This is a genomic window from Streptomyces niger, assembly GCF_000718305.1.
GTDB lineage: Bacteria > Actinomycetota > Actinomycetes > Streptomycetales > Streptomycetaceae > Streptomyces > Streptomyces niger.
In genome coordinates, this window is record NZ_JOFQ01000007.1 from 443,307 (window position 1) to 468,533 (window position 25,227).

General features: G+C 71.6%; 31 protein-coding genes. 26 read left to right on the plus strand and 5 right to left on the minus strand.

What is annotated here, in order from left to right; all coding sequences use genetic code 11:
• Window positions 1–110 precede the first annotated feature (110 nt).
• From hisD to IF20_RS16290, 13 genes are all read left to right on the plus strand, one after another.
• The gene (gene hisD, locus IF20_RS16230; RefSeq protein WP_052865861.1) at window positions 111–1,436 is read left to right on the plus strand and encodes a histidinol dehydrogenase; all 1,326 of its coding nucleotides are present in this window, start codon (window positions 111–113) and stop codon (window positions 1,434–1,436) included.
• Window positions 1,433–2,569, plus strand: a complete 1,137-nt coding sequence (locus tag IF20_RS16235; protein ID WP_052865862.1) for a histidinol-phosphate transaminase — start codon at window positions 1,433–1,435, stop codon at window positions 2,567–2,569. The genes hisD and IF20_RS16235 overlap by 4 nt, the downstream gene beginning before the upstream one ends.
• Window positions 2,566–3,168: an imidazoleglycerol-phosphate dehydratase HisB gene (gene hisB / locus IF20_RS16240; RefSeq protein ID WP_052865863.1), complete on the plus strand. Its 603-nt coding sequence runs from the start codon at window positions 2,566–2,568 to the stop codon at window positions 3,166–3,168. Before IF20_RS16235 ends, hisB begins: the two co-directional genes overlap by 4 nt.
• A complete protein-coding gene (locus tag IF20_RS39210; protein WP_052865864.1) occupies window positions 3,165–3,329 on the plus strand; it encodes a hypothetical protein in 165 nt (54 codons plus the stop codon). The genes hisB and IF20_RS39210 overlap by 4 nt, the downstream gene beginning before the upstream one ends.
• The gene (gene hisH, locus IF20_RS16250) at window positions 3,320–3,970 is read left to right on the plus strand and encodes an imidazole glycerol phosphate synthase subunit HisH (protein WP_052865865.1); all 651 of its coding nucleotides are present in this window, start codon (window positions 3,320–3,322) and stop codon (window positions 3,968–3,970) included. The genes IF20_RS39210 and hisH overlap by 10 nt, the downstream gene beginning before the upstream one ends.
• Before the next feature lie 23 nt (window positions 3,971–3,993).
• Entirely contained in the window at window positions 3,994–4,716 is a 723-nt protein-coding gene (gene priA, locus IF20_RS16255; protein WP_052865866.1) for a bifunctional 1-(5-phosphoribosyl)-5-((5-phosphoribosylamino)methylideneamino)imidazole-4-carboxamide isomerase/phosphoribosylanthranilate isomerase PriA, read from the plus strand.
• 13 nt (window positions 4,717–4,729) lie between these two features.
• Window positions 4,730–5,158 carry a Rid family hydrolase gene (locus IF20_RS16260; RefSeq protein ID WP_052865867.1) on the plus strand — a complete coding sequence of 143 codons (429 nt, stop codon included), beginning with the start codon at window positions 4,730–4,732 and terminating at the stop codon, window positions 5,156–5,158.
• A complete protein-coding gene (gene hisF / locus IF20_RS16265; protein WP_052865868.1) occupies window positions 5,155–5,925 on the plus strand; it encodes an imidazole glycerol phosphate synthase subunit HisF in 771 nt (256 codons plus the stop codon). Before IF20_RS16260 ends, hisF begins: the two co-directional genes overlap by 4 nt.
• Window positions 5,926–6,025: 100 nt before the next feature.
• Window positions 6,026–6,244: a hypothetical protein gene (locus tag IF20_RS16270; RefSeq protein WP_052865869.1), complete on the plus strand. Its 219-nt coding sequence runs from the start codon at window positions 6,026–6,028 to the stop codon at window positions 6,242–6,244.
• Window positions 6,241–6,618, plus strand: a complete 378-nt coding sequence (locus IF20_RS16275) for a hypothetical protein (protein WP_052865870.1) — start codon at window positions 6,241–6,243, stop codon at window positions 6,616–6,618. Before IF20_RS16270 ends, IF20_RS16275 begins: the two co-directional genes overlap by 4 nt.
• A 39-nt stretch (window positions 6,619–6,657) precedes the next feature.
• On the plus strand, window positions 6,658–6,927 hold the full coding sequence (locus IF20_RS40520) for an SH3-like domain-containing protein (protein ID WP_052865871.1): 270 nt from the start codon (window positions 6,658–6,660) through the stop codon (window positions 6,925–6,927).
• Complete coding sequence (locus IF20_RS40525; protein WP_052865872.1) at window positions 6,920–7,219, plus strand: SH3-like domain-containing protein; 300 nt, start codon at window positions 6,920–6,922, stop codon at window positions 7,217–7,219. Before IF20_RS40520 ends, IF20_RS40525 begins: the two co-directional genes overlap by 8 nt.
• Window positions 7,216–7,806, plus strand: coding sequence for a nitrile hydratase subunit alpha (locus tag IF20_RS16290; protein ID WP_052865873.1), 591 nt, complete (start codon window positions 7,216–7,218; stop codon window positions 7,804–7,806). The genes IF20_RS40525 and IF20_RS16290 overlap by 4 nt, the downstream gene beginning before the upstream one ends.
• Before the next feature lie 92 nt (window positions 7,807–7,898).
• On the opposite strand, the gene IF20_RS16295 is transcribed toward IF20_RS16290, so the two are convergent.
• From IF20_RS16295 to IF20_RS16305, 4 genes are all read right to left on the minus strand, one after another.
• The gene (locus IF20_RS16295) at window positions 7,899–8,639 is read right to left on the minus strand and encodes a succinate dehydrogenase/fumarate reductase iron-sulfur subunit (protein WP_052865874.1); all 741 of its coding nucleotides are present in this window, start codon (window positions 8,637–8,639) and stop codon (window positions 7,899–7,901) included.
• Entirely contained in the window at window positions 8,636–9,985 is a 1,350-nt protein-coding gene (iscB, locus tag IF20_RS37785; protein ID WP_234426670.1) for an RNA-guided endonuclease IscB, read from the minus strand. Before iscB ends, IF20_RS16295 begins: the two co-directional genes overlap by 4 nt.
• 339 nt (window positions 9,986–10,324) lie before the next feature.
• On the minus strand, window positions 10,325–12,271 hold the full coding sequence (locus tag IF20_RS16300) for a fumarate reductase/succinate dehydrogenase flavoprotein subunit (protein WP_052865875.1): 1,947 nt from the start codon (window positions 12,269–12,271) through the stop codon (window positions 10,325–10,327).
• A 2-nt stretch (window positions 12,272–12,273) separates the two neighbouring features.
• Window positions 12,274–13,032, minus strand: coding sequence for a succinate dehydrogenase cytochrome b subunit (locus IF20_RS16305; protein WP_052865959.1), 759 nt, complete (start codon window positions 13,030–13,032; stop codon window positions 12,274–12,276).
• Window positions 13,033–13,126: 94 nt separating this feature from the next.
• Here IF20_RS16305 and IF20_RS16310 point away from each other — a divergent pair, with 94 nt between their 5' ends.
• The 3 genes from IF20_RS16310 to IF20_RS16320 all read left to right on the plus strand — a co-directional run bounded on the left by IF20_RS16310 (window position 13,127) and on the right by IF20_RS16320 (window position 16,073).
• Window positions 13,127–14,026 (plus strand): LysR family transcriptional regulator, encoded by a 900-nt coding sequence (locus IF20_RS16310; RefSeq protein WP_052865876.1) that lies wholly within the window; start codon window positions 13,127–13,129, stop codon window positions 14,024–14,026.
• Window positions 14,027–14,271: 245 nt separating this feature from the next.
• Complete coding sequence (locus tag IF20_RS16315; RefSeq protein WP_234426671.1) at window positions 14,272–14,859, plus strand: phosphoribosyltransferase family protein; 588 nt, start codon at window positions 14,272–14,274, stop codon at window positions 14,857–14,859.
• 296 nt (window positions 14,860–15,155) lie between these two features.
• Window positions 15,156–16,073 (plus strand): YggS family pyridoxal phosphate-dependent enzyme, encoded by a 918-nt coding sequence (locus tag IF20_RS16320; RefSeq protein WP_234426672.1) that lies wholly within the window; start codon window positions 15,156–15,158, stop codon window positions 16,071–16,073.
• Between the two features lie 86 nt (window positions 16,074–16,159).
• Here the strand turns inward: IF20_RS16320 and IF20_RS16325 are convergent, their stop codons facing one another.
• Complete coding sequence (locus IF20_RS16325) at window positions 16,160–16,792, minus strand: TIGR03085 family metal-binding protein (protein WP_052865877.1); 633 nt, start codon at window positions 16,790–16,792, stop codon at window positions 16,160–16,162.
• Window positions 16,793–17,012: 220 nt separating this feature from the next.
• On the opposite strand from IF20_RS16325, the gene hisI reads away from it, so the two are divergent.
• The 10 genes from hisI to IF20_RS16375 all read left to right on the plus strand — a co-directional run bounded on the left by hisI (window position 17,013) and on the right by IF20_RS16375 (window position 25,217).
• Window positions 17,013–17,423 carry a phosphoribosyl-AMP cyclohydrolase gene (hisI, locus tag IF20_RS16330; RefSeq protein WP_052865878.1) on the plus strand — a complete coding sequence of 137 codons (411 nt, stop codon included), beginning with the start codon at window positions 17,013–17,015 and terminating at the stop codon, window positions 17,421–17,423.
• Between the two features lie 78 nt (window positions 17,424–17,501).
• On the plus strand, window positions 17,502–19,088 hold the full coding sequence (locus IF20_RS16335; RefSeq protein ID WP_052865879.1) for an anthranilate synthase component I: 1,587 nt from the start codon (window positions 17,502–17,504) through the stop codon (window positions 19,086–19,088).
• A gap of 73 nt (window positions 19,089–19,161) precedes the next feature.
• A complete protein-coding gene (locus IF20_RS16340; protein WP_052865880.1) occupies window positions 19,162–19,833 on the plus strand; it encodes a TIGR02234 family membrane protein in 672 nt (223 codons plus the stop codon).
• Between the two features lie 120 nt (window positions 19,834–19,953).
• Complete coding sequence (locus IF20_RS16345; RefSeq protein WP_052865881.1) at window positions 19,954–20,190, plus strand: HGxxPAAW family protein; 237 nt, start codon at window positions 19,954–19,956, stop codon at window positions 20,188–20,190.
• A 171-nt stretch (window positions 20,191–20,361) separates the two neighbouring features.
• Window positions 20,362–20,814, plus strand: coding sequence for a DUF2752 domain-containing protein (locus IF20_RS16350; protein WP_110944206.1), 453 nt, complete (start codon window positions 20,362–20,364; stop codon window positions 20,812–20,814).
• Between the two features lie 196 nt (window positions 20,815–21,010).
• The gene (gene trpC / locus IF20_RS16355) at window positions 21,011–21,820 is read left to right on the plus strand and encodes an indole-3-glycerol phosphate synthase TrpC (RefSeq protein ID WP_052865883.1); all 810 of its coding nucleotides are present in this window, start codon (window positions 21,011–21,013) and stop codon (window positions 21,818–21,820) included.
• Between the two features lie 25 nt (window positions 21,821–21,845).
• A complete protein-coding gene (gene trpM / locus IF20_RS16360; RefSeq protein WP_052865884.1) occupies window positions 21,846–22,079 on the plus strand; it encodes a tryptophan biosynthesis modulator TrpM in 234 nt (77 codons plus the stop codon).
• A 153-nt stretch (window positions 22,080–22,232) separates the two neighbouring features.
• The gene (gene trpB / locus IF20_RS16365) at window positions 22,233–23,537 is read left to right on the plus strand and encodes a tryptophan synthase subunit beta (protein ID WP_052865885.1); all 1,305 of its coding nucleotides are present in this window, start codon (window positions 22,233–22,235) and stop codon (window positions 23,535–23,537) included.
• A complete protein-coding gene (trpA, locus tag IF20_RS16370; protein WP_052865886.1) occupies window positions 23,537–24,361 on the plus strand; it encodes a tryptophan synthase subunit alpha in 825 nt (274 codons plus the stop codon). Before trpB ends, trpA begins: the two co-directional genes overlap by 1 nt.
• A gap of 85 nt (window positions 24,362–24,446) precedes the next feature.
• On the plus strand, window positions 24,447–25,217 hold the full coding sequence (locus tag IF20_RS16375; RefSeq protein ID WP_052865887.1) for a DsbA family protein: 771 nt from the start codon (window positions 24,447–24,449) through the stop codon (window positions 25,215–25,217).
• Window positions 25,218–25,227 lie beyond the last annotated feature (10 nt).

Here is a 25,227-nt window from a genome sequence, read left to right on the forward strand (position 1 = left end):
TCCCGCTGGGCGACCGGGTGAACGCCAGTGGTCAGAATCACCCCGTGCAGTGCGTATCACCGATTGATACGGGCGGCGGACACCGGCAGCACGTCTGAGACACTGGAGGGGTGATCTCCCGAATCGATCTGCGCGGTGACGCCCTCCCCGAGGGCGGCGCCCTGCGCGACCTGCTGCCCCGTGCCGAGTTCGACGTGGAAGCCGCCCTGGAGAAGGTGCGGCCCATCTGCGAGGACGTGCGCCATCGTGGCACGGCTGCGCTGATCGAGTACGCCCATCGGTTCGACCGGGTCGAGATCGAGCAGGTACGCGTGCCCGCCGAGGCGCTGCGGACCGCGCTGGCCGAGCTGGATCCGGCGGTCCGGGCCGCGCTGGAGGAGTCCGTCAAGCGTGCCCGCACCGTCCACCGCGAGCAGCGGCGGACGGATGTGACGACGAAGGTCGTGCCCGGCGGCACCGTCACCGAGCGGTGGGTGCCCGTCGAGCGCGTCGGGTTGTATGTGCCCGGTGGCCGCTCGGTCTACCCCTCGTCCGTGGTGATGAACGTCGTCCCGGCCCAGGAGGCCGGCGTCGAGTCGCTGGCCGTCGCCTCGCCGCCGCAGGCCGACTTCGGCGGCCTGCCGCACCCCACCATCCTGGCCACTTGCGCCCTGCTCGGTGTGGACGAGGTCTATGCGGCCGGTGGCGCCCAGGCCGTCGCGATGTTCGCGTACGGCACCGAGGACTGCCTGCCGGTGAACCTGGTGACGGGCCCCGGCAACATCTACGTCGCCGCCGCCAAGCGCCTGCTCAAGGGCCGCATCGGCATCGACTCCGAGGCCGGCCCCACCGAGATCGCGATCCTCGCCGACGACACCGCGGACCCGGCGCACGTCGCGGCCGACCTGATCAGCCAGGCCGAGCACGACCCGATGGCCGCCGCCGTCCTGGTCACGGACTCCACGGACCTGGCCGAGCGGGTCGAGAAGGAGCTGGCGCCGCAGGTCCGCGCGACCCGGCACATCGAGGACCGCATCATCCCGGCGCTGGCCGGCCGGCAGTCCGCGATCGTGCTGGTCGACGGCCTGGACGAGGGCCTGAAGGTGGTGGACGCCTACGGCGCCGAGCACCTGGAGATCCAGACCGCGGACGCCGCCGCGGTGGCCGCGCGGATCCGCAACGCCGGCGCGATCTTCGTCGGCCCGTACGCCCCGGTCTCCCTCGGCGACTACTGCGCGGGTTCCAACCACGTCCTGCCCACCGGCGGCTGCGCGTGCCACTCCTCGGGGCTGTCCGTGCAGTCGTTCCTGCGCGGCATCCATGTCGTGGACTACACCCGCGACGCACTGGCCGAGGTCGCCCACCACGTGGTGACCCTCGCCGAGGCCGAGGACCTCCCGGCACACGGCGCGGCCATCAAGGCAAGGTTCGACTGGAAGGTCCCGCAGTCCAAGTGACCAGGAACCCCTCTTCGTCCCCTTGGGACGAGCTCCCCATCAGGGACGAGCTGCGCGGCAAGTCCCCGTACGGCGCTCCGCAGCTGGACGTGCCCGTACGCCTGAACACCAACGAGAACCCCTACCCGCTCCCCGAACCGCTGGTGCAGCGGATCGCCGAGCGGGTCACCGAGGCGGCGCGCGACCTCAACCGCTACCCGGACCGCGACGCGGTCGAGCTGCGCACGGAGCTGGCCCGGTACCTCTCCCGCACCGGCGGCCACGAGGTCACCACGGACCAGGTCTGGGCCGCCAACGGCTCCAACGAGGTCATCCAGCAGCTGCTGCAGACCTTCGGCGGCCCCGGCCGCTCGGCCATCGGCTTCGAGCCCTCGTACTCCATGCACGGCCTGATCTCGCGCGGCACGGGCACGGAGTGGATCTCCGGCCCGCGCAACGACGACTTCACCATCGACGTCGAGGCCGCGGAGAAGGCCATCGCCGAGCGCAAGCCGGACGTGGTCTTCATCTGCTCGCCGAACAACCCCACCGGCACGGCCGTGGCAGCGGAAACGGTTCTGGCGCTGTACGAGGCGGCGCAGGCGGCCAAGGCGGACACCGCCGGCGCGCTCGTGGTCATCGACGAGGCGTACGGCGAGTTCAGCCACGGCCCCTCGCTGCTGCCGCTGATCGAGAACCGGCCGAACCTGGTCGTCTCCCGGACGATGTCCAAGGCGTTCGGCGCCGCCGGGCTGCGCCTCGGTTACCTCGCCGCCGACCCGGCCGTCGTCGACGCCGTGCAGCTGGTGCGCCTGCCGTACCACCTCTCCTCGGTCACCCAGGCCACCGCGCTCGCGGCCCTGGAGTACACCGACACCCTGCTGAAGTACGTCGAGCAGCTGAAGACCGAGCGGGACCGCATCGTCGACGAGCTGCGCGCGATCGGCTGCGAGGTCGTCGACTCCGACGCCAACTTCGTGCAGTTCGGCAGGTTCGACGACCAGCACGCGGCCTGGCAGGCCATCCTCGACCAGGGCGTCCTGGTCCGTGACAACGGAGTGCCGGGCTGGCTGCGGGTATCCGCCGGCACCCCGGCCGAGAACGACGCGTTCCTCGATGCGGTGCGCGCGATCATGAAGGAGACAGGCGCATGACTCGCGAGGGTCGCACGGGGCGCATTGAGCGCAAGACCAAGGAGACCTCCGTCCTCGTCGAGATCGACCTCGACGGCACCGGACAGGTCGACGTCTCGACCGGCGTGGGCTTCTACGACCACATGCTCGACCAGCTCGGCCGGCACGGTCTGTTCGACCTCACCGTGAAGACCGACGGCGACCTGCACATCGACACCCACCACACCATCGAGGACACCGCCCTCGCGCTGGGCGCCGCCTTCAAGCAGGCCCTCGGCGACAAGGTGGGCATCTACCGGTTCGGCAACTGCACCGTCCCGCTGGACGAGTCGCTCGCCCAGGTCACCGTGGACCTCTCGGGCCGCCCGTACCTGATCCACACCGAGCCCGAGAACATCGCGCCGATGATCGGCACCTACGACACGACGATGACCCGGCACATCCTGGAGTCCTTCGTCGCGCAGGCGCAGATCGCCCTGCACGTCCACGTGCCGTACGGGCGCAACGCCCACCACATCGTGGAGTGCCAGTTCAAGGCGCTCGCCCGGGCGCTGCGGTACGCCTCCGAGCGGGACCCGCGCGCGGCCGGCATCCTGCCCTCCACGAAGGGCGCCCTGTGAACGGTCTGTCGACGGTCTTCATCCTCCTGGGCCTCTTCCTCCTCGGCGGGGTCTACTCCTTCTGGAAGCAGAAGCTGCCCAAGAGCGTGATCGTGCTGCTCGCCATCGGCTCGGTGCTCTGCCTGGCCGCCGGCGTCGTGCGGCTGGAGGTCTGGAATTGAGCACGTCCCCTAAGAAAGTGGTCGTCTTCGACTACGGCTTCGGCAACATCCGGTCCGCCGAGCGGGCGCTGGCCCACGTCGGCGCCGAGGTCGAGGTGACCCGCGACTACGACACCGCCATGAACGCCGACGGGCTGCTGGTCCCCGGCGTCGGCGCCTTCGCGTCCTGCATGAAGGGCCTGCGCGAGGCCCGCGGCGACTGGGTCGTCGGCCGCCGGCTGGCCGGCGGGCGCCCCGTCATGGGCATCTGCGTCGGCATGCAGATCCTCTTCGGCCGCGGCATCGAGCACGGCGAGGAGACCGAGGGCCTGGACGAGTGGCCCGGCACGGTCGGCCCGCTCAAGGCCGACATCGTGCCGCACATGGGCTGGAACACCGTCGAGTCGCCGGCGGACTCGCAGCTCTTCGCGGGCCTGGACGCCGACGCGCGCTTCTACTTCGTGCACTCCTACGCCGTGCACGACTGGGAACTGGAGGTCACCAACCCCAGCATGCGCGCCCCGCGGGTCACCTGGGCCACGCACGGCGAGCCCTTCGTGGCCGCCGTGGAGAACGGCCCGCTGTGGGCCACCCAGTTCCACCCCGAGAAGTCCGGCGACGCCGGCGCCCAGCTCCTGTCCAACTGGATCGAAACCCTGTGAGTGCTGAGAGTCCTGTGAGTGCTGTGAACAAGCTCGAACTGCTGCCCGCCGTCGACGTCCGCGACGGCCAGGCCGTCCGCCTCGTGCACGGCGAGTCCGGCTCCGAGACCTCCTACGGCGACCCGCTGCAGGCCGCGCTGGCCTGGCAGCAGTCGGGCGCCGAGTGGCTGCACCTGGTCGACCTGGACGCCGCGTTCGGCACCGGCGACAACCGCGCGCAGATCGCCGAGGTCGCCCGCTCCATGGACATCAAGGTCGAGCTGTCCGGCGGCATCCGCGACGACGACTCGCTGGCCGCGGCGCTCGCCACCGGCTGCGAGCGTGTCAACATCGGCACCGCGGCCCTGGAGAACCCCGAGTGGGTCGCCAAGATCATCGCCGAGCACGGCGACAAGATCGCGGTCGGCCTGGACGTACGCGGCACGACCCTGCGCGGCCGCGGCTGGACCCGCGACGGCGGCGACCTCTACGAGACGCTGGCCCGGCTGGACGCCGAGGGCTGCGCCCGGTACGTCGTCACCGACATCAACAAGGACGGCACCCTCCAGGGCCCCAACCTGGAGCTGCTGAAGAACGTCTGCGCCGCCACCGACCGGCCCGTCGTCGCCTCCGGCGGCGTCTCCTCCCTGGATGACCTGCGGGCCATCGCCACGCTGGTCCCGGAGGGCGTCGAGGGCGCCATCGTCGGCAAGGCCCTGTACGCCAAGGCGTTCACCCTGGAAGAGGCCCTGGAGGCCACCCGATAACGGAGGCAGTGCGATGAGCGGTGTACGGCGCGTACCCGGTGAGGGCCCCTGGGAAGAGGTCTTCGGCGCGGCACGCGCCGTCGCCGCCGGGGACCGGGTCCTGGTCTCCGGCACGACCCCGTTCGACGGCACGGTGCTGTACGGCGAGGGCGACCCCTACGAGCAGACCCGGGTCGCCTGCACCCGCGCCGTCGACGCCCTCACGGAGTTCGGCCTCGACGCCACCTCCGTGATCCGCACCCGGCTGTACCTCGCGCACGCCCGCGACATCGACGAGGCGGCCCGCGCCCACCAGGAGCTCTTCGGCGCGGTCCGCCCCGCTACGACCGTCGTCGTGGTCTCGGGCTTCGTCGACCCCCGCATCCTGGTCCAAGTAGAACTGGAAGCCTTCGCAGGCCCCGAAGGCCTCCGAGCACCCATCGAAGGAGCCCGACCCTCATGACCCTCGCGGTCCGAGTCATCCCCTGCCTGGACGTGGACAACGGCCGGGTCGTCAAGGGCGTGAACTTCCAGAACCTCCGCGACGCCGGCGACCCCGTCGAGATGGCCAAGGTCTACGGCGAGGAGGGCGCGGACGAACTCACCTTCCTCGACATCACCGCCTCCTCCGGCAACCGCGAGACCACCTACGACGTGGTCCGCCGCACCGCCGAGCAGGTCTTCATCCCGCTCACCGTCGGCGGCGGCGTCCGCACCCCCGAAGACGTCGACAAGCTCCTGCGCGCGGGCGCGGACAAGGTCGGCGTCAACACCGCGGCGATCGCCCGCCCCGACCTGATCCGCGAGATCGCCGAACGCTTCGGCCGCCAGGTCCTCGTCCTCTCCGTCGACGCCCGCCGCACCCCCGAGGGCACCACCACCCCCTCCGGCTTCGAGGTCACCACTCATGGCGGCCGCCGCGGCACCGGCATCGACGCGGTCGAGTGGGCCCACCGCGCCGCCGACCTCGGCGCCGGCGAGATCCTCCTCAACTCCATGGACGCCGACGGCACCAAGGACGGCTACGACACCGAGATGATCGCCGCCGTCCGCAAGCACGTCACCATCCCGGTCATCGCCTCCGGCGGCGCCGGCAAGCTCACCGACTTCCCCCCGGCCATCGACGCCGGCGCCGACGCGGTCCTCGCCGCCTCCGTCTTCCACTTCGGCGACCTCCGCATCGGCGAGGTCAAGAACACCCTGCGGGGGGCGGGGCACCCGGTGCGCTGAGCGGCTCGGGGCGGGGCGCACGACGCGCCCCGCACCTCGGATTCACCCTTGGTAGTGAACGTGGTAGTGATCATGGTGGCGAGCTGTCTAGTCTGACGACATGCCTGGAATCACGATCGAGTTCACCGAAGAAGAGCTGGCCGAGCTGCGCGCCGAGGCCAAGGAGCAGGGCGTCGCGATCAAGCGGCTGGCCCACGACATACTGGCCGAGGACGTCGTGCGGAGGCGGCAGAAGCAGCGCTTCGTCGAGGGCGCGGTGAAGAAGGCGTTCGAGTACAAGGCCGAGTTCGAGCTCGCCTTCCCGGAGGGCCAGCGGTGATCCTCTACGTCGACGCCGGCTGGATCCTCAACGTCCAGATCGAGGTATCGCCGGAGAACACTCCGGTCCGGGACTGGGGAGCCCTGCACTGCATGGCCGAGCGCCACCGGTACGAACGCTTCGCGGGCGAGCCGTACTACGAGGAGGCGGCCACGCGTGCCGCGACCTTCCTGCACACGGCGCTGCTCCTGCAGCCGTTCTCCGAGTACAACGCCGTGATCGGAGCGGCCTGCGCCGACACCTACCTGGAGGACTCGGGCGAGCGCATCGCCCCGCCGCCCCGGGGGATGGTGCAGCTGGTCAGCGACATCCGCAGCGGGGCGGCGGATCTGTTGGAGACGGCGCTGCGGCTCCGGGACTGGAAGGCCAAGTAAGACTGGCCGCCCGTCCGCGTGGCTCCTAGGCTCGCTCTCATGAGCCGAGTCAACGACGTGGGTGGGCAGAGCGGGTTCGGTCCGCTGGAGATCGAGGCGGACGAGCCCCCGTTCCACGCGGACTGGGAAGCGCGGGTCTACGCGCTCAACACGGCGCTGGTGCGGAGCGGGGTCTACACGCTGGACGAGTTCCGCGACGCCGTGGAGCGGATGGCGCCCGCCGAGTACCTGGCGGCCTCGTACTACGAGCGCTGGCTGCACGCCATCGAGACGCTGGTCGCCGAGCGGAAGGTGCTCGGCGATGGGTGAGCCGCAGGCCGCCTTCGCGGCCGGACAGCGGGTGCGCGTACGGGCCGTGGACCCCGTCGGGCACACCCGCGTACCGCGCTACATCCGCGGGCACACCGGACGGGTCGTCGAGGCACAGGGGCGGTGGCCGCTCGCCGACGACCGGGCGGCCGGAGCCGCCGAGCCGCGCGTGGAGACCGTCTACACCGTCGCCTTCCCGGCCCGGGAGCTGTGGGGCGGCGACGGCGCGCACGAGGTGACGGTGGACCTGTGGGAGTCCTACCTGGATCGAGCAGCGGAGGATCGGGCATGAGCGGGGAACACGCGAGCAGCACGGTGGCGGTCCGGGTCCGGCGCCTGGAGGAGCGGCTGATCGAGGCCGGGGTGGTCGGGGACGATCAGCTGGACGCGATCCTGACCGGGGTGCTGAACGGCGCCTCGCCGGTCAACGGCGCACGAATCGTCGCGCGGGCCTGGACGGACGCCGGCTTCCGCGAACGGCTGCTGGCGGATGCCAACGCCGCGCTGCCGGAGGTCGGCCTCTCGATGGCCGGCGGCATCCAGGAGCAGCGGCTGAAGGTCGTGGAGAACACGGCGGAGCAGCACAACGTCCTCGTCTGCACGCTCTGTTCGTGCTACCCGATCGGGCTGCTGGGGCCCTCGCCGTCCTGGTACAAGAGCGAGGCGTACCGGTCCCGCGTGGTGCGCGACCCGCGGTCGGTGCTGGCGGAATTCGGGCTGACGCTCGGCGACGGCGTCCGCATCACCGTGTGGGACTCCAGTGCGGAGAGCCGGTACATGGTGCTGCCGCGGCGGCCCGACGGCACGGATGACCTGGGCGAGGAAGCGCTCGCCCGGCTGGTCACCCGGGAGGGTCTCATCGGGACCGCCGCGGTCTGAGACGCCGCGGCTGCGGAGCGTCGGTTGCTGCCGCGGCGCCGGTCTGTCGGGTCCGGACTTCCGGAGGCCGTGGGAGCCCGAACCCGGGTCCGTCACCCCTTCCGGGCCGCCCGCACGAACTCGCGGTTCATCTTGGTGATGCTGAACAGCGGGATGCCCTTCGGACAGGCCGTCGCGCACTCGCCGGTGTTCGTGCAGCCGCCGAAGCCCTCGTCGTCCATCCGCCCGACCATGTCCAGGACCCGGGACTCGCGCTCCGGAGCGCCCTGCGGCAGGGAGTTGAGGTGGACGACCTTGGCGGAGGTGAAGAGCATCGCCGAGCCGTTCGGGCAGGCCGCGACGCACGCGCCGCAGCCGATGCACTCGGCGTGCTCGAACGCGGTGTCGGCGGCCGGCTTCGGCACCGGCGTGGCGTGCGCCTCGGGCGCGCTGCCGGTCGGGGCCGTGATGTAGCCGCCGGCCCCGATGATCCGGTCGAACGCCGTACGGTCCACGACCAGGTCCTTGACGACGGGGAACGCCGAGGCGCGCCACGGCTCGATGTCGATCGTGTCGCCGTCGTCGAAGTGCCGCATGTGCAGCTGGCAGGTGGTGGTCCGCTCCGGCCCGTGCGCCTCGCCGTTGATGACCATGCCGCACGCGCCGCAGATGCCCTCGCGGCAGTCGTGGTCGAACGCGACCGGCTCGTCGCCGGAGAGGATCAGCTCCTCGTTCAACGTGTCGAGCATCTCCAGGAAGGACATCTCGGGAGAGATGTCCCGCACGTCGTACTCGGTCATGCGGCCCGCGTCGTCGGGGCCCGACTGGCGCCAGATGCGCAGGGTGAGGTTCATCGGAATCTCCTTGCATACGATCCCTCGGCTTCCGACGGCGGAGGAATTGCAGCTTCGAGGCGGGTGGTGTAGCCGTAACCGTCTGCGCGTTGGAGCAGGCGGAAATGTGTATGACGAATGCCTTGGACGAGTCCGTGGCGAGTGCGGACGTTGAAATTCCCGCTGCTGCGTACCGCGACCCGGCCGGTGTGGGTTCCAGCCTTCTTGCCACGGGGCACCACGGCCCTGGCCAGGTCCCCGGTGGCGTAGCCGTGGACTCTCTTGTTCCGAGGAAGGCGCAGGCGGGGGAAGCCGTGCTTGTCGCTGCGGGTCCGGGCGTACGTTCCGCGTCCCGTTGCCGTCACGGCCAGGACAGCGGCCGAGTACTGAACAACTCCGTCCAAGGCGCCCACGCACAGCGCGTCGAGCGTATGGGTCTTGGGGAGGCCTGCGTGCGTTCGATTCCATTTGGTACGCACGCCGGAAGCACTGCATACCGCGGGAAAGCGTGCGGTGAAGGACCGCCACAGTGCCCAGTTGGTGGTGTTGGCCGCGGCGGTGTCCCGTAGCGATGCCTCGGCTTGGACGAGAACTTTCGCCAACGCTTCGGGGCGGGCTGCCAGGAATTCCTCCACGGGACGCTTCCCCTTGGCCTGATTACATGGAATGCAGGCCAGAACGAGGTTGGCCACTCGGTCGGATCCGCCCCGCGATCGAGGGTGGAGATGCTCGATGTTGAGCGGTACAGCGCGAGTGCCGCAGTAGGCGCAGGCGCGGTCCCACTTCACTCGGAGGTACTCACGGATTTCGAGGCTTTGAAGCATGCCCCTCTGATGGTCCACCGGGCCCTCGGCGCTGAGGACGTGGGTATCGAAGGCGACTTTCTCCATGTACACCACGGTGACCGGGGCCCAGCGAGCCAGTCGGCTTCCCCAGGACACCACGGTGTCCACGCGATGCCGCAGCGACGGCGCCAGCCATCCCTTCGGCCGGGAGCGGTTGAGGAAGCGGGGCGCGCGGTAACGCGTGTTCCGGCTGCGTCGCGAACGTCGGCAGGCAGCGCGCTGAGCGAGTTTGTCCCGGATCTGTCCGCCTCGATGGGTCAGTTCGATCGCGTAAAGGCCGCGACGGACGTCGCCTTCCTTCGTATGGACGGTGCTGAAGACGGAAATACCGGTCTGCCGGGAGCCGGGATCGACACCCAACTGGACGCCCTCGACCGTTGATAGGTCGACGTGCCGGTCCTTGACGCGGATGACGAACGGAGTGTGCCGATGCACCACGGCTCGACCTTCTCCGAGAAGGCGACGAGCCCGTGCCGGAGTGGTGGGCTGTAGCGGTTTGCCGTGCCTGTCGAGGACGAACACGGCGGGATGGGCCTTACGGCCCTGCTCCCGGACCGGTCGGTCCGGGGTGACGCGCCCTGCGGCAGGTGCACTGCAGGACGTCTCCCCTCGCACATGTTCCACGCCGGATGCCGCACGATGTTGCATTGTGCGGCGTTCGCGCCCCGTTTCGTTCCTGTTCCCGGGAGTGTCTGCTGACGCGAATTCGAGAGCGAGCTGCTGAGGAAGCACAGCCCGGTCGGTCTGCTGTCCTGCGTGGAACGTAGCCATCGAGGTCACCTCCTTTTCGGTGATGGCTGGTGCTGGTAACGGCGAATTCTCCGCGAGTGCCGAGAACTTGCGCATTGAGCGAGGAACCCGTTACGCGTAGCTCCGCTGAGTAGGATGAACATACTCAAATTCGAGGTGTTCTTTGTGGAGAATGGGCGATTCACCCGAACCGGTGAACTCCCAGGCCGCCGCGTAGGAGAATTCCTTGTCGCGGCGTTCGGCCTCGCCGCCTTCGGTCTGGCTCTCCTCGCGGAAGTGGCCGCCGCAGGACTCGGCGCGGTGCAGGGCGTCCAGGCACATCAGCTCGGCGAGTTCGAAGTAGTCGGCGATGCGGTTGGCCTTCTCCAGGGACTGGTTGAGGTCCTGGCCGGAGCCCGGGACCTTGATGCGGCGCCAGAACTCCTCGCGGAGGGACGGGATGCGGTCCAGGGCTTTGCGGAGCCCGGTCTCGGTGCGGGCCATGCCGCACTCCTCCCAGAGGAGTTCGCCGAGCTCGCGGTGGAAGGAGTCCGGGGTGCGGTCGCCGTTGTTGGAGAGAAGGCGGTAGAGGCGGTCGGTGACCGAGCCGACGGCTTCGGTGACCGCTGGGTGGTCGGCCGGGACCTCGTCGTGCGGGTGGCGGGCGAGGTAGTCGTTGATGGTGGCGGGGAGGACGAAGTAGCCGTCGGAGAGGCCCTGCATGAGGGCGGAGGCGCCGAGGCGGTTCGCGCCGTGGTCGGAGAAGTTGGCCTCGCCGATGGCGAAGAGGCCGGGGACGGTGGTCTGGAGGTCGTAGTCGACCCAGAGGCCGCCCATCGTGTAGTGGATGGCCGGGTAGATGCGCATGGGCGTGGTGTACGGGTCCTCCGCCGTGATGCGCGCGTACATGTCGAAGAGGTTGCCGTACTTCTCCTCGACCGCCTTCCGGCCCATCCGGGCGATGGCGTCGGCGAAGTCCAGGTAGACGCCCTGCCCGCCCGGGCCGACGCCGCGGCCCTCGTCGCAGACGTTCTTCGCGGCGCGCGAGGCGATGTCGCGCGGCACGAGGTTGCCGAAGGCGGGGTAGATGCGCTCCAGGTAGTAGTCGCGTTCGGATTCGGGGATCTCGTGCGGTGGGCGGGTGTCGCCCTTGGCCTTGGGGACCCAGATGCGGCCGTCGTTGCGGAGGGACTCCGACATCAGCGTCAGCTTGGACTGGTGGTCGCCGGAGCGCGGGATGCAGGTGGGGTGGATCTGGGTGAAGCAGGGGTTGGCGAAGTACGCGCCGCGCCGGTGCGCCCGCCAGATCGCGGTGGCGTTGGAGTTCTTGGCGTTGGTGGAGAGGTAGAAGACGTTGCCGTAGCCGCCGGAGGCCAGGACGACCGCGTCGGCGAAGTAGGTGTCGATGCGGCCGGTGAGCAGGTCGCGCGCGACGATGCCGCGGGCCCGGCCGTCGACCACGATCAGGTCCAGCATCTCGGTGCGCGGGTGCATCTCCACGGTGCCGGCCGCGATCTGCCGGGACAGCGCCTGGTACGCGCCGAGCAGCAGCTGCTGACCCGTCTGGCCGCGGGCGTAGAAGGTGCGGGAGACCTGGACGCCGCCGAAGGAGCGGGTGTCGAGCAGGCCGCCGTACTCGCGGGCGAAGGGCACGCCCTGGGCCACGCACTGGTCGATGATCTCCACCGAGATCTGGGCCAGGCGGTGGACGTTGGACTCGCGGGCGCGGAAGTCGCCGCCCTTGACCGTGTCGAAGAAGAGGCGGTGGACGGAGTCGCCGTCGTTGCGGTAGTTCTTCGCCGCGTTGATACCGCCCTGCGCGGCGATGGAGTGGGCCCGGCGCGGCGAGTCCTGGTAGCAGAACTGCACGACGTGGTAGCCCTGTTCGGCCAGGGTGGCGCCGGCCGCGCCGCCGGCCAGCCCGGTGCCGACGACGATGACGGTGTGCTTGCGCCGGTTGGCGGGGTTGACCAGCTTCGCCTCGAAGCGGCGGCGGTCCCAGCGCTCGTTGATCGGCCCTTCCGGGGCCTTGGTGTCGACGACCGGCGCGCCGACCTCGTACTCCTCGTACGTGCTCATCTTCAGCTCACTACTCCGGTCATCACGGATACGGGGACGGCGAGGAAGCCGACGGTGAGGACCAGCGCCAGGAGGTTGGCGACGGCCTTCAGTGTCCGGTCGCGAGTCGGGCGGTTGGCGCCCAGGGTCTGCGCCGCGCTCCAGAAGCCGTGCCGGATGTGCAGGCCGAGCGCGAGCATCGCGACGATGTAGATGACGTTGCCGTACCAGGTGGAGAAGGTGGCGACGACATTGGCGTACGGGTGTCCGGCAGCGGCGTGCGGGTTCACCGTCAGGGTCGTCAGGTCCAGGATGTGCCAGACGATGAACAGGCCCAGGATGACCCCGCCCCAGCGCATGGTGCGGGTGGCGTAGGAGGCGCGCTTCTTGAACAGGACCTGCGGCGCGAAGCGCCTCCGTGAGGGGCGGCGGCCGGGCGACGGGTGGGCGTATTTCGTCGGGCGCGCGGCGATGTCGCGGCGGCTGAGCTGGTACGCGGCGACCGCGTGCACGATGACCGCGGCGAGCAGCACGATCCGGGCGATCCACAGGAACCACTCGTGGTGCAGGAAGGGTTCGCCGATGGTGCGCAGCCAGTGGGCGTATCCGTCGAACTCGACGGCCCCGAAGAAGATCTTGAGGTTCCCCAGCATGTGGGCGACCAGATACAGCAGCATCACGATGCCGCTGACGGCCATCGCCGTCTTCTTGCCGACGGTCGAGTGCCACAGGATGCCCGCATAGGAGGACGGCCGTCGGTCCGTCCGGGTGTCCACTGCCATGGGCACGACGGTAAGGACGCCGTCAGCCATCAGTCCAAGACATGGTGGAGCTCATCTCCATAGGCAATGGCTATCGACGCACTATCGTGGCCGCATGCAGCTCCAGCAGCTCCGGTATTTCGTGGCCGTCGCCGACGCTCGGCACTTCACCCGCGCCGCCGAGCGGGAACACGTCGCCCAGCCCTCCCTCTCCCAGCAGATCCGCGCGCTGGAGCGGGAGCTGGGTGCCGAGCTGTTCCACCGGGCGCGCGGCCACATCACGCTCACCGACGCCGGCGAGACGCTGCTGCCGTTCGCCCGCCGCATCCTCGCCGACGCCGACACCGCGCGACGCGAGGTGCAGGAGGTGGCCGGGCTGCGCCGCGGCCGGCTGCGCCTCGGCGCCCCGCCCAGCCTCTGCGCCTCCGTCGTCCCCGACGTGCTGCGCGCCTTCCACGACCGCTACCCGGGCGTCGACCTCCAGGTCCACGAGTCCGGCTCGCAGGACCTGGTACGCGTACTGGCCGCCGGCGAACTGGACCTCGCCCTGGTCATCACCCCGCTCCCGGTGCAGGCCCCCGCGCTGACCACCGCCGAGCTGCTGCGCGAGGAGCTGGTCGTGATCTCCGCGCCGGACGCCCCGCCCCCGGTGCGCCGCACGCACATCCGCGTGGACGACCTGCGCGACCGCCCGTTGGTGATGTTCCGGCGCGGCTACGACCTGCGCGAATTCACCGTTGCCGCGTGCCGGACGGCCGGTTTCGAGCCGGTGTTCACGGTGGAGGGCGGCGAGATGGACGCCGTCCTCGGCTTCGTGCGGGCCGGGTTGGGCATCGCCGTCGTCCCCAGCATGGTCGCCGAGCGCGCCGGGCTGCGCGCCACCCCGTTCGCCGCGCCCGGCCTGCACCGCAACATCTCCGTCGCGCACCGCGCCGACGTCTCACCGCCCCGCGCGGCCCGCGAACTCCAGCGGATCCTCGTCCGCCATCTGGCGCCCGAGGCCGCGGACGACTGACCTCGCCCCCGCCGACACGGCCGTGAAGGGGCGCTTTCCGGCCAGCGCGTCGCGATATTGCCGTACGGCGGCAGGGGCGGCCCTGCCTGGTGGCGGACGGCCACGCGATGCGTACGGACCCTTCGCGCGTTCCGCGACCGGCGGTTTTCACGCGCGATTCCGGAATGCCATTGCCCGTCCCGCTGCCGCCGGTGTACCAATGCTTCACTTGCCGTCCGGTATCACGCTAGGCGGCATACGGGGGAATGGACGGGGGAAACATCACCATGCTGCTCGAAGAGGTCTACACGGGCGCACCCACCGTAAAATCAGGAAGCCATCCGACCACCGTGAACGAATTCACGGACCAGTCGCCCGCGCTACGCCCGGAAGTCCTTGCCGAAGCCGTCGGCCGCATGCTCGCGCTGGGGAAATTCGACGCCGACAAGATTCTTGTCGAGGAGGACAAGGGCGCCGTTCTCGGCGGGGCGCTCTCGCTCGCCGCCGGACTGCCGCTCGCGGTCGCCCGCTGGTACGCCTACGACCTCGGCGGCCGGTCCGTCCCGGTGCCCGTCGACGGCGCGCGCTGCCGGGGCACGTTGTACGTCAACGGCATCGAGCCGGGCGACCGGCTGACCCTCGTCGACGACACGATCAGCACCGGCACCACCCTGATCAGCCTGATCGAGGCGGTCCGGGCGGCCGGCGCCGAGGTGGAGGAGGTCGTGGTGGCGGTGGAGCAGTCGGCCGACGGCGGGCGGCGGAAGGTCGCCGAACGCTTCGGCATCGCGGTCAGGTCCGTCATCCGGATCACCGTCGACGAGCGGACCGGACGCGCCGTCGTCCTGCCCTGACGCCCGCTCGTCCGACGCGGGTCCGGCAATTCCTTTTCCCGGCTTCCGTCGACACCGTACGTACCACGGAGAAATGTCGAAACGGGAGTCGCGCGGACATTCAGCACGTGCGACTCCCGCGATTCCGCCGGAAATCATCACGACCGGATCGATCACCGTGACCGGGCCGTTCACCGTGACCGGATCGATCGCCATGACCGGACTTTCCCGTTCCCGCCCGGCGCGGTGTTCTCCCGGGACGGCCGGTTCGCGCAGTACGCCACCGACGACGTGCCGTACGAGACCGAAGGGGCGGAATGACCGCCATGAACGAGGAACAGACCACCGAATTCAGCACAGCATCCGAGCCCGGTGCCGTACCCGAGCGCACCGTCGCACCCGATGGCCGTCCCGCGCCCCAGGACGCGGCGTCGGACAGCCATCGTCCGGAGCCGCCACCGGATCCGGAGCCGAGGCCGGAGCCGGCTCCGTTCCCCGATGCCGCGGCGCGGCTGGCCGCCCTCAGGAGCCGGCTGGACGAGGCGTGCCGGCGCGCCGGGCGCCCCCTCGGCTCCGTGACGCTCGTCGCGGTCAGCAAGTACCGCTCGCGGGACGCCGTCACCGCCGCGCTGGACGCGGGCCAGCGCGATTTCGCGGAGAGCCGGGTGCTGGAGGCCCGCGTCAAGTGGCCGCAGCTGCGCGCCCGTCACCCGGGCGTCCGGCTGCATCTCGTGGGCCCGCTGCGGACCGACAGGACGACGGCGGCCGTCCTCGGCTTCGACGCCCTGCACAGCATCGACCGCACACCCCTGGCCGCGGCGCTCGCCGCCGCGATGGCCCGCACCGGCCGCAGGCCCGACTGCTATGTCCATGTCGACACCGGCGACACGGCGCAGCGGGCCGGCGTGCCGCTGGACGGTGCCGACGCCTTCCTCAAGGAGTGCCGGGAGGTGTACGGGCTGCCCGTCGTCGGCCTGATGTGCCTGCCGCCGGTCGGCCAGGACCCGCGCCCGCACTTCCGGGTGCTCCGCTCGCTCGCCGCCGCGCACGGCCTGGCCGGGCTGAGCATGGGCATGAGCGACGACTTCGAGGCGGCGGTGGCGGAGGGCGCGACCGTCATCCGGGTGGGCCGGGCGCTCTTCGGGCCCCGGCCGCGGCGCCCCAGGGACCGGGCCGACGCCGGGCCGGACGGGACGGGTGGGACGGACGGGCCGGACACCCGGCCGCCGGCCTGATCCCGGCCCGAGCGCCCCGGCCCGAGCACCTTCGTCCCGAGCACCTCAGCCCCGAGCGCCCTCTCCGGGGCGCTCGCCGTCCGGGGCTACAGCCCCAGCTGGGCCTCCTGTGCGCGGGCCACCGCCTCCTTGTCGCCGTCCAGCTCGACCTTCGTGGCGTCCTGCCGCCCGAACAGGAACAGCGTCAGCTCGCCCGGCTCGCCGGTGACGGTCACCACCGGCGTGCCGCGGTGCGCCACCGCGGTCCGGCCGTCCGGGCGGCGCAGCACCAGGCCCACCGGGGACTTGCGCCCCAGCACCCGGGCCATCCGCTCGATCCGGGACCACAGGGCGTCGGCGAAGCCGGAGCTCAGCTCGCGCGGCGTCCAGTCCGGCTGGGCCCGCCGCACGTCCTCGGCGTGCACGAAGAACTCCACGGTGTTCGACGCCTCGTCGATCTGCTTGAGGGCGAACGGCGAGACGCGCGGCGGCCCCGTCCGGATCAGCCGGATCAGCTCTTCGTACGGCTTGGCGGCGTACTCGATCCGCACCCGCTCCATCCGGGACGCCAGCGGCTTGAGCACCAGGCCGCCGGCCGCGTCCGCGCGCCGCTCGCGCACCACCACGTGGGCCGCCAGGTCGCGCGCGGTCCAGCCCTCGCACAGCGTCGGTGCCTCGGGCCCCACGCTCTCCAACAGATCGGCGAGCAGAAGTCGTTCACGCTTGGCATGGGTCGACATGGCCTCACCCTACGGCCCGGCCCGCCGCCCGTGCCACGGCGCCGCGCGGTCCCTTCCGCACCCTTCGTCACCCCTGGACGAGGATCACCGCCATCACCACCACGGCCGCCGCGAAGACCGCGCACAGCACGATCGTCGCCACCTTGGCCGCACGGTCGTCGTCCGGGGGCGGATACCGGTCGTTCATGCCCGCATGATGCCGCACGGCACAATGGAAGGCATGAGCAGCAGCCCCGCCACCCCGTCCCCCCAGCCCGCGGCCGATCAGGCAGGCGCCCCCGCCGGCACCGCCCTGGACCCGGCCGTCGCCGCTCGGCTCAAGCGCACCCCCGACGGGCTGGTCCCGGCCATCGCCCAGCAGTACGACACCGGCGAGGTGCTGATGCTCGGGTGGATGGACGACGAGGCCCTGCACCGCACCCTGACCACCGGCCGCTGCACCTACTGGAGCCGCAGCCGCCAGGAGTACTGGGTCAAGGGCGACACCTCCGGGCACGTCCAGCACGTGAAGTCGGTGGCCCTGGACTGCGACGCGGACACCGTCCTGGTCAAGGTGGACCAGGTCGGCGCGGCCTGCCACACCGGCGCGCGGACCTGCTTCGACGAGGACGTGCTGCTCGCCGGGGACTGACCCTCCGGCGCCCGCGGCGTCGATCAGCAGGCGGACATGCCCGGACCCGGCGGCTGATCGCTACTAGGATCCGCTCACATGACCACGGGAACCACCGGCACCGCCACTCCGGACCTCGAAAACTTCCGCACGCTCGCGAAGGACCGCCGGGTCATCCCGGTCACCCGGCGGCTCCTCGCGGACGGCGACACCCCGGTGGGCCTGTACCGCAAGCTCGCGGCGGAACGCCCCGGCACCTTCCTCCTGGAGTCCGCCGAGAACGGCCGCAGCTGGTCCCGCTACTCCTTCATCGGCGTGCGCAGCGCCGCCACCCTCACCGCCCGCGACGGGCAGGCGCACTGGCTCGGCACCCCGCCGGTCGGCGTGCCCACCGAGGGCGACCCGCTCGCCGCGCTGCGCGAGACCGTCGAGACGCTGCACACCCCGCGTGACCTCATCGAGGGCCAGGGCCTGCCGCCGTTCACCGGTGGCATGGTCGGCTACCTCGGGTACGACATCGTGCGCCGCCTGGAGAAGATCGGCGACTCCACCGCGGACGAGCTGCGGCTGCCCGAGCTGACCATGCTGCTCACCTCGGACCTGGCGGTCCTGGACCACTGGAACGGCACGGTCCTGCTGATCGCCAACGCCATCAACCACAACGACCTGGACACCGGCGTCGACGAGGCGTACGCGGACGCCGTGGCCCGGCTGGACACCATGGCGTACGACCTGAGCCGCCCGGCCCCCTCGAACGCCGCCGCGCTGCCGGCCTCCGAGGTTCCCGCGTACACCGCGAAGTGGGGTGGGGAAGCCCACCCGTCGCCCGACCACCACCCCTCATCGAGCCGCTCCGCGGCGCCGTCTTTCCTCGATGCGGTCGAGGACATCAAGGAGCGCATCCGGGCCGGCGAGGCCTTCCAGGTCGTGCCCTCGCAGCGCTTCGAGACGCCGTGCACGGCCTCCGCGCTGGACGTCTACCGGGTGCTGCGGGCCACCAACCCCAGCCCGTACATGTACCTCTTCCGCTTCGAGGGCGGCGACGGCCTGCCCTTCGATGTCGTCGGCTCCAGCCCCGAGGCGCTGGTCAAGGTCGAGGACGGGCAGGCGATGCTGCACCCGATCGCCGGCACCCGGCCGCGCGGCGGCACCCCGCAGCTGGACCAGGCCCTCGCCGACGAGCTGCTCGCCGACCCCAAGGAGCGCGCCGAGCACCTGATGCTGGTCGACCTGGGCCGCAACGACCTCGGCCGGGTCTGCGAGCCCGGCAGCGTCGAGGTGGTGGACTTCATGTCCATCGAGCGCTACAGCCACGTCATGCACATCGTGTCCACGGTCACCGGCAAGGTCGCCGACGGCCGCACCGCCTTCGATGTGCTGACCGCCTGCTTCCCCGCGGGCACGCTCTCCGGCGCCCCGAAGCCGCGCGCCCTGCAGATCATCGAGGAGCTGGAGCCCACCCGGCGCGGCGTCTACGGGGGCTGCGTGGGCTACCTGGACTTCGCCGGCGACTCCGACACCGCCATCGCGATCCGTACCGCCCTGCTCCGCGACGGCACGGCGTACGTGCAGGCCGGCGCGGGCATCGTCGCCGACTCCGACCCGGACGCCGAGGACCAGGAGTGCCGCAACAAGGCGGCGGCGGTCCTCCGCGCGGTCGACACGGCGAACCACCTGAGCAGCTGACACGCGGCCCGGCCGGGGGCCGCGTGCACCCCGGCCGCGCGGGCACCCGGCGGCGTGCGGGATAGTGGAAGACGTGAGTGCCGTACCCCCGCCCCGCACCGACGCCGCCGAGGCCGAGGCCGCCGCCCCCGCCGCCAAGAGCGGCACGGGTGCGCGCAAGCCCCTCGCCCTCGCGCTCCTCCTCGGAGCGCTCGGCGCCGCCCTGGCCCTGCTCTCCTCCGGCCGCACCTGGGCCACCGCCACCGCCGTGGTCGCCCAGGGCGAGCTGCCGCAGAAGGCGTCGGGCCAGGACATCACCGGCGTGCCCGGCGCGCTCGCCGTGGTCGGGCTCGCCGCGCTGGTCGCGGTCTTCGCCGTGCGCGGCGCGGGCCGCGTCGCCGTCTCCGCGCTGCTGGCGCTCAGCGGCGCCGGCACGGTCGCCGGGGCCCTCCTCGGCACCGCCGACACCGCCGCGCTGAAGGCCAAGGCCGCCACCGCCACCGGCATGAGCGGCGCCGGCGTCCACCACGTGGCGTACACCGCCTGGCCCTGGGGGGCGGCGGGCGGCGGCGCGCTGCTGCTGATCGCGGGGCTGCTGGCGCTGGTGTACGGGCGGCGCTGGCCCGCGATGTCCGGTCGCTACGAGCGCGCGGCGGGTGGCCCCCGAGGCGCCCGCGGGCCGCGCCGGGCCGCGGCGGAGCCGGACCTGGACCGCCCGGAGGAGATCTGGAAGTCGCTGGACCGGGGCGAGGACCCCACCGCCTAGAAGGCGGCCGTCACCGGTCCGTACCGACCCGATGGCGGGCCCACCCCGCACATCAGGGACAATGGTTCCGAGCGAACGCCGCGCCCCGACCCAGGCGCGAGAAAGCAACGAGGAGCACTCATGTCGAGCAATGGCCACGGCCACGGACACACCCCGGCTGCCTGGACCGGCGTCATCATTTCGTTCATCGGCTTCTGTGTCGCGGGCGCTGCCACGGTGCTGGCCGCCGTGCCCGTCTTCTGGGCCGGCATCGTCCTCATCCTGGCCGGCGCGGTCGTCGGCGGCATCATGCACGTCATGGGCCTGGGTTCCGCGCCGAAGCGCGCCAAGGGCACCCCGCAGGCACAGCAGAGCTGACCTTCCGGCGGCCGGACACCGGTCCGGCCCCGGCCCGGTTCCGTCGCGACCCACGGCTCGACGCAGGCGCGGCTTCCCGGCCGATCCGCACGCCCCGCGCTCCTGGCGCGGAGTGGCCCGTGCGGCGGCAGGGAGGCTGCGCCTTCGCGCGTACCGGGGGAGAATCGGACCGTGACGGAACCCGTGGCACGTACCCCGGACGGCCCGGCCCCTGTGGCCCGCCGCGGCGCCGTACGCCGCCTGGCGGCCCCGCTGGGCGCCCTCACGGCGGTCCTGGCGGCCTTCGCGTACGTCGGTGCCGTCGACCCCAACGAGGCCGGCCACTACCCCGTCTGTCCGCTCCTGCGGCTCACCGGCCTCTACTGCCCGGCCTGCGGCGGGCTGCGCAGCGCCCACGCGGTCGCGCACGGTGATCTGGGCGCCGCGCTCGGCGCCAACGCCCTGGCAGTGCTCGGTTACCTGGCGTTCGCGGTGTTCTGGGCCCTGTGGCTGGTGCGGGCCGGTCGCGGGCTGCCGACCGCCGGGCCGCGCCCGAGGCCCGTCCACTGGTGGCTGATCGGCGGTGTCGTGCTGCTCTTCACAGTGGCGCGCAACCTTCCCGTCGGATCGGCGCTCGCCCCGTGAGGGACGCTTTCCCGCCGCTTCCGACGGGCGCCGAAGCGGCCGGTATGTGCCGCTATCTGTCCATGTTGTGGGACCGAAGGCGGCCGGATGCGGGGCTGGTGCCCCTGGCCGGATACCATCGGAGTGCCTGTTGGGAGCGCACCGCGCCCCCGCGGGTGACAGATTTCCTCCACCGCTCTAGAAGGAGGCCGCTCGCGTGAGTGTGCTCGACGAGATCATCGACGGAGTCCGCGCCGACCTCGCCGAGCGACAGGCGCGCGTCAGCCTCGACGAGCTGAAGGAGCGGGCGAAGAAGGCCGCCCCCGCCAAGGACGGCGTGGCCGCGCTCAAGGGCGACGGCATCCGGGTGATCTGCGAGGTCAAGCGCTCCAGCCCGTCCAAGGGTGCGCTGGCCGCCATCGCCGACCCGGCCGGGCTCGCCGCGGACTACGAAGCGGGCGGCGCGGCCGTCATCTCCGTCCTCACCGAGCAGCGCCGCTTCGGCGGCTCGCTGGCCGACCTCGAAGCCGTCCGGGCCAAGGTCGACATCCCGATCCTGCGCAAGGACTTCATCGTCAGCGCCTACCAGCTGTGGGAGGCCCGCGCGTACGGCGCCGACCTGGCGCTGCTGATCGTGGCCGCGCTGGAGCAGGAGGCGCTGGTCTCGCTCATCGAGCGGGCCGAGTCGATCGGGCTGACCCCGCTGGTCGAGGCGCACGACGAGGAAGAGGTCGAGCGCGCGGTGGCCGCCGGGGCGAAGATCATCGGCGTGAACACCCGCGACCTGAAGACCCTCAAGGTCGACCGCGGCAATTTCGGCCGGGTCGCCCCGGAGATCCCCGACCACATCGTGAAGGTCGCCGAGTCCGGCGTCCGCGGGCCGCACGACCTCATCGCGTACGCCAACGAGGGCGCCGACGCCGTGCTCGTCGGCGAGTCGCTGGTCACCGGCAAGGACCCGAAGACCGCCGTCGCCGACCTCGTCGCGGCCGGCTCCCACCCCGCCATCCGGCACGGCCGGGACTGACGGGCCCCGGAAGAAGCAGCCTCCCGTGACCGCCGCCACCCGCACCCAGCAGCCGCGCCCGGGCCACCGCCCGGCCGCGGCCGGCGCCGCGCGCCTGCCGCACGCGGCGTTGGGGCGCGGGTGCAGGCCGCGCGGGTGCCGCGCCCCTGCGCGGCGCGTCCACGGACGGCGCGTCCGCTACCACATCGGCGCCGAGCCGGGCCAGATCAACGGCCGCCGATGGCCCCGCCCCGCGCCGCGCGCGGGCGCCCACGCCTAGACCGGATTCGACGCCCGTACGAACTGTCCGTACGGGTGCTCCGGTGGAGTGTGACACCCGGGCCCGCGCCGCGCGCACGTAGCTTGATGCCCGTATTTCGCTACATCGAGATGTCCGGGGCGTACGCGTGCGCCCCGGTGAGGAGTACGTCGGATGTCGTCTGACTTCTTCATTCCGGACCCCGAGGGTCACCTCCCCAGCACCGAGGGCTACTTCGGCGCCTTCGGCGGGAAGTTCATTCCCGAGGCGCTGGTCGCCGCGGTCGACGAGGTCGCCGAGGAGTACGAGAAGGCCAAGGCCGACCCCGAGTTCGCCCGCGAGCTCGACGACCTGATGGTCAACTACACCGGGCGGCCCAGCGCCCTCACCGAGGTGCCGCGGTTCGCCGAGCACGCCGGCGGTGCCCGGATCTTCCTCAAGCGCGAGGACCTGAACCACACCGGCTCGCACAAGATCAACAACGTGCTGGGGCAGGCGCTGCTCACCAAGCGCATGGGCAAGACCCGCGTCATCGCCGAGACCGGCGCGGGCCAGCACGGCGTCGCCACCGCCACCGCCTGCGCCCTCTTCGGCCTCGAATGCACCATCTACATGGGCGAGATCGACACCCAGCGGCAGGCGCTCAACGTCGCCCGCATGCGGATGCTGGGCGCCGAGGTCATCGCCGTGAAGTCCGGCAGCCGCACGCTGAAGGACGCGATCAACGAGGCGTTCCGCGACTGGGTCGCCAACGTCGACCGCACCCACTACCTCTTCGGTACGGTCGCGGGCCCGCACCCCTTCCCGGCCCTGGTGCGCGACTTCCACCGGGTCATCGGCGTCGAGGCCCGCCGGCAGATCATCGAGCGCGCCGGGCGGCTGCCCGACGCCGCGGTGGCCTGCGTCGGCGGCGGCTCCAACGCCATCGGCCTCTTCCACGCCTTCCTGCCCGACGAGAGCGTCCGCCTGATCGGCTGCGAGCCGGGCGGCCACGGCGTCGAGAGCGGCGAGCACGCGGCGACCCTCACCGAGGGCACGCCGGGCATCCTGCACGGCTCCCGCTCCTACGTCCTGCAGGACGAGGACGGCCAGATCACCGAGCCGTACTCGATCTCCGCGGGCCTGGACTACCCGGGCATCGGCCCCGAGCACTCCTACCTCAAGGACGCCGGGCGCGCCGAGTACCGCGCCGTCACCGACGACGCCGCCATGCAGGCACTGCGGCTGCTCTCCGAGACCGAGGGCATCATCCCCGCCATCGAGAGCGCGCACGCGCTGGCCGGCGCCCTGGAGCTCGGCCGCGAGCTGGGCAAGGACGGCCTGATCGTGGTCAACCTCTCCGGCCGCGGCGACAAGGACATGGACACCGCCGCACGGTACTTCGGGCTGTACGACGCCCCCGCCGACGACGCCGTCGAGGCGGACGACACCGACGCCACGGACACCGCGCTCGGCGCGCACCAGGAGGGGACGAAGTGATGGCGGGCAACCTCGAACTGCTCAGCTCGGTACTGGCCGGCGCGAAGGCCGAGGGCCGCGCGGCCCTGGTCGGCTACCTCCCGGCCGGCTTCCCGACCGTGGACGGCGGCATCCGTGCCGTCACCGCCATGATCGAGGGCGGCTGCGACGTGGTCGAGGTCGGCCTGCCGCACAGCGACCCGGTCCTGGACGGCCCGGTCATCCAGACCGCCGACGACATCGCGCTGCGCGGCGGCGTGAAGATCGTCGACGTGATCCGCACGGTCCGCGAGGCGCACGCAGCCACCGGCGCCCCCGTGCTGTGCATGACGTACTGGAACCCGGTCGACGCCTACGGCGTGGAGCGGTTCGCCGCCGACCTGGCCGCGGCCGGCGGCGCGGGCTGCATCCTGCCGGACCTGCCGGTCGAGGAGTCCGAGGTGTGGCGGAAGGCCGCCGAGCAGCACGGCCTGGCCACGGTCTTCGTGGTCGCGCCGAGCAGCAAGGACGCGCGCCTTGCCAAGATCACCGCGGCCGGTTCCGGCTTCGTGTACGCGGCGTCGCTCATGGGCGTCACCGGCACCCGGGAGTCCGTCGGCCGGGAGGCCCAGGACCTGGTGGAGCGCACCCGCGCCACCCCGGCGGCCCGGCGTGGCCTCCCCGTCTGCGTGGGCCTGGGCGTCTCCAACGCCGAGCAGGCCGCCGAGGTCGCGCAGTTCGCCGACGGCGTCATCGTCGGCTCGGCGTTCGTGAAGCAGCTGCTGGCGCACGAGGGCGACCTGGAGGCCGGGCTCGCGGGCGTACGGGAGCTGGCCGGGGACCTGGCCAAGGGCGTACGGGCGTAAAGCCGGTATCGCCGAGGTCCCTCGATAGGGCGAAATAGGGGGCGGAGGGGCGCAGTGGCGTCCCTCCGCCTCGTTTTTCCGCAGTGTGAGCCAGAAAACCCGAGCCGAAGGCAGCGCGCGCGAGCGCCTGCAGGCACAGCGCGACAAGGAAAAGGCCCGCGCCCGGCGCGGCAGGCAGGCGAAGGTCGCCGCGGTGGTGGTGGCGGTGCTGGCGGTGGCCGCCGGCATCGCGATCTGGGCGACCTCCACGGGCGGCGACAAGAACACGCCGATCGCGGCGCCGAAGGGCGCCACCGGCGGGGACAAGCCGATGGTGACCGTCGGCAGGAAGAGCGCGCCGTCCACGCTCCAGGTGTGGGAGGACTTCCGCTGCCCCGCCTGCAAGCAGTTCGAGACGGGCTTCCGCTCGACCGTCCATGAGCTGCAGGACGGCGGACAGCTGCGGACCGACTACCACCTCGCCCTGCTCATCGACGGCAACATGGGCGGCAAGGGCTCGCTGAACGCCGGTAATGCGGCGCTGTGCGCACAGGACGCCGGGAAGTTCCGCGACTACCACGATGTCCTGTTCACCAACCAGCCGGGCGAGCAGCAGGACCGCTATAAGGACAAGAACTACTTGATCGAACTGGCGGGGAAGGTGCCGGGCCTGGTGACGCAGGACTTCCGCTCCTGCGTGCACGACGGGAAGTACAACGGTTTCGTGCAGAAGTCGCACGAGGCGTTCCAGAGCGGCGGCTTCCAGGGCACCCCGACCGTCAAGCTCAACGGGAAGGACCTCCTCGGCGACCAGGGCGCGCACATGACCCCGCAGAAGCTGAAGCAGATGGTGCTGGACGCGAACAAGAAGAAGTAGGGCGGAGAGG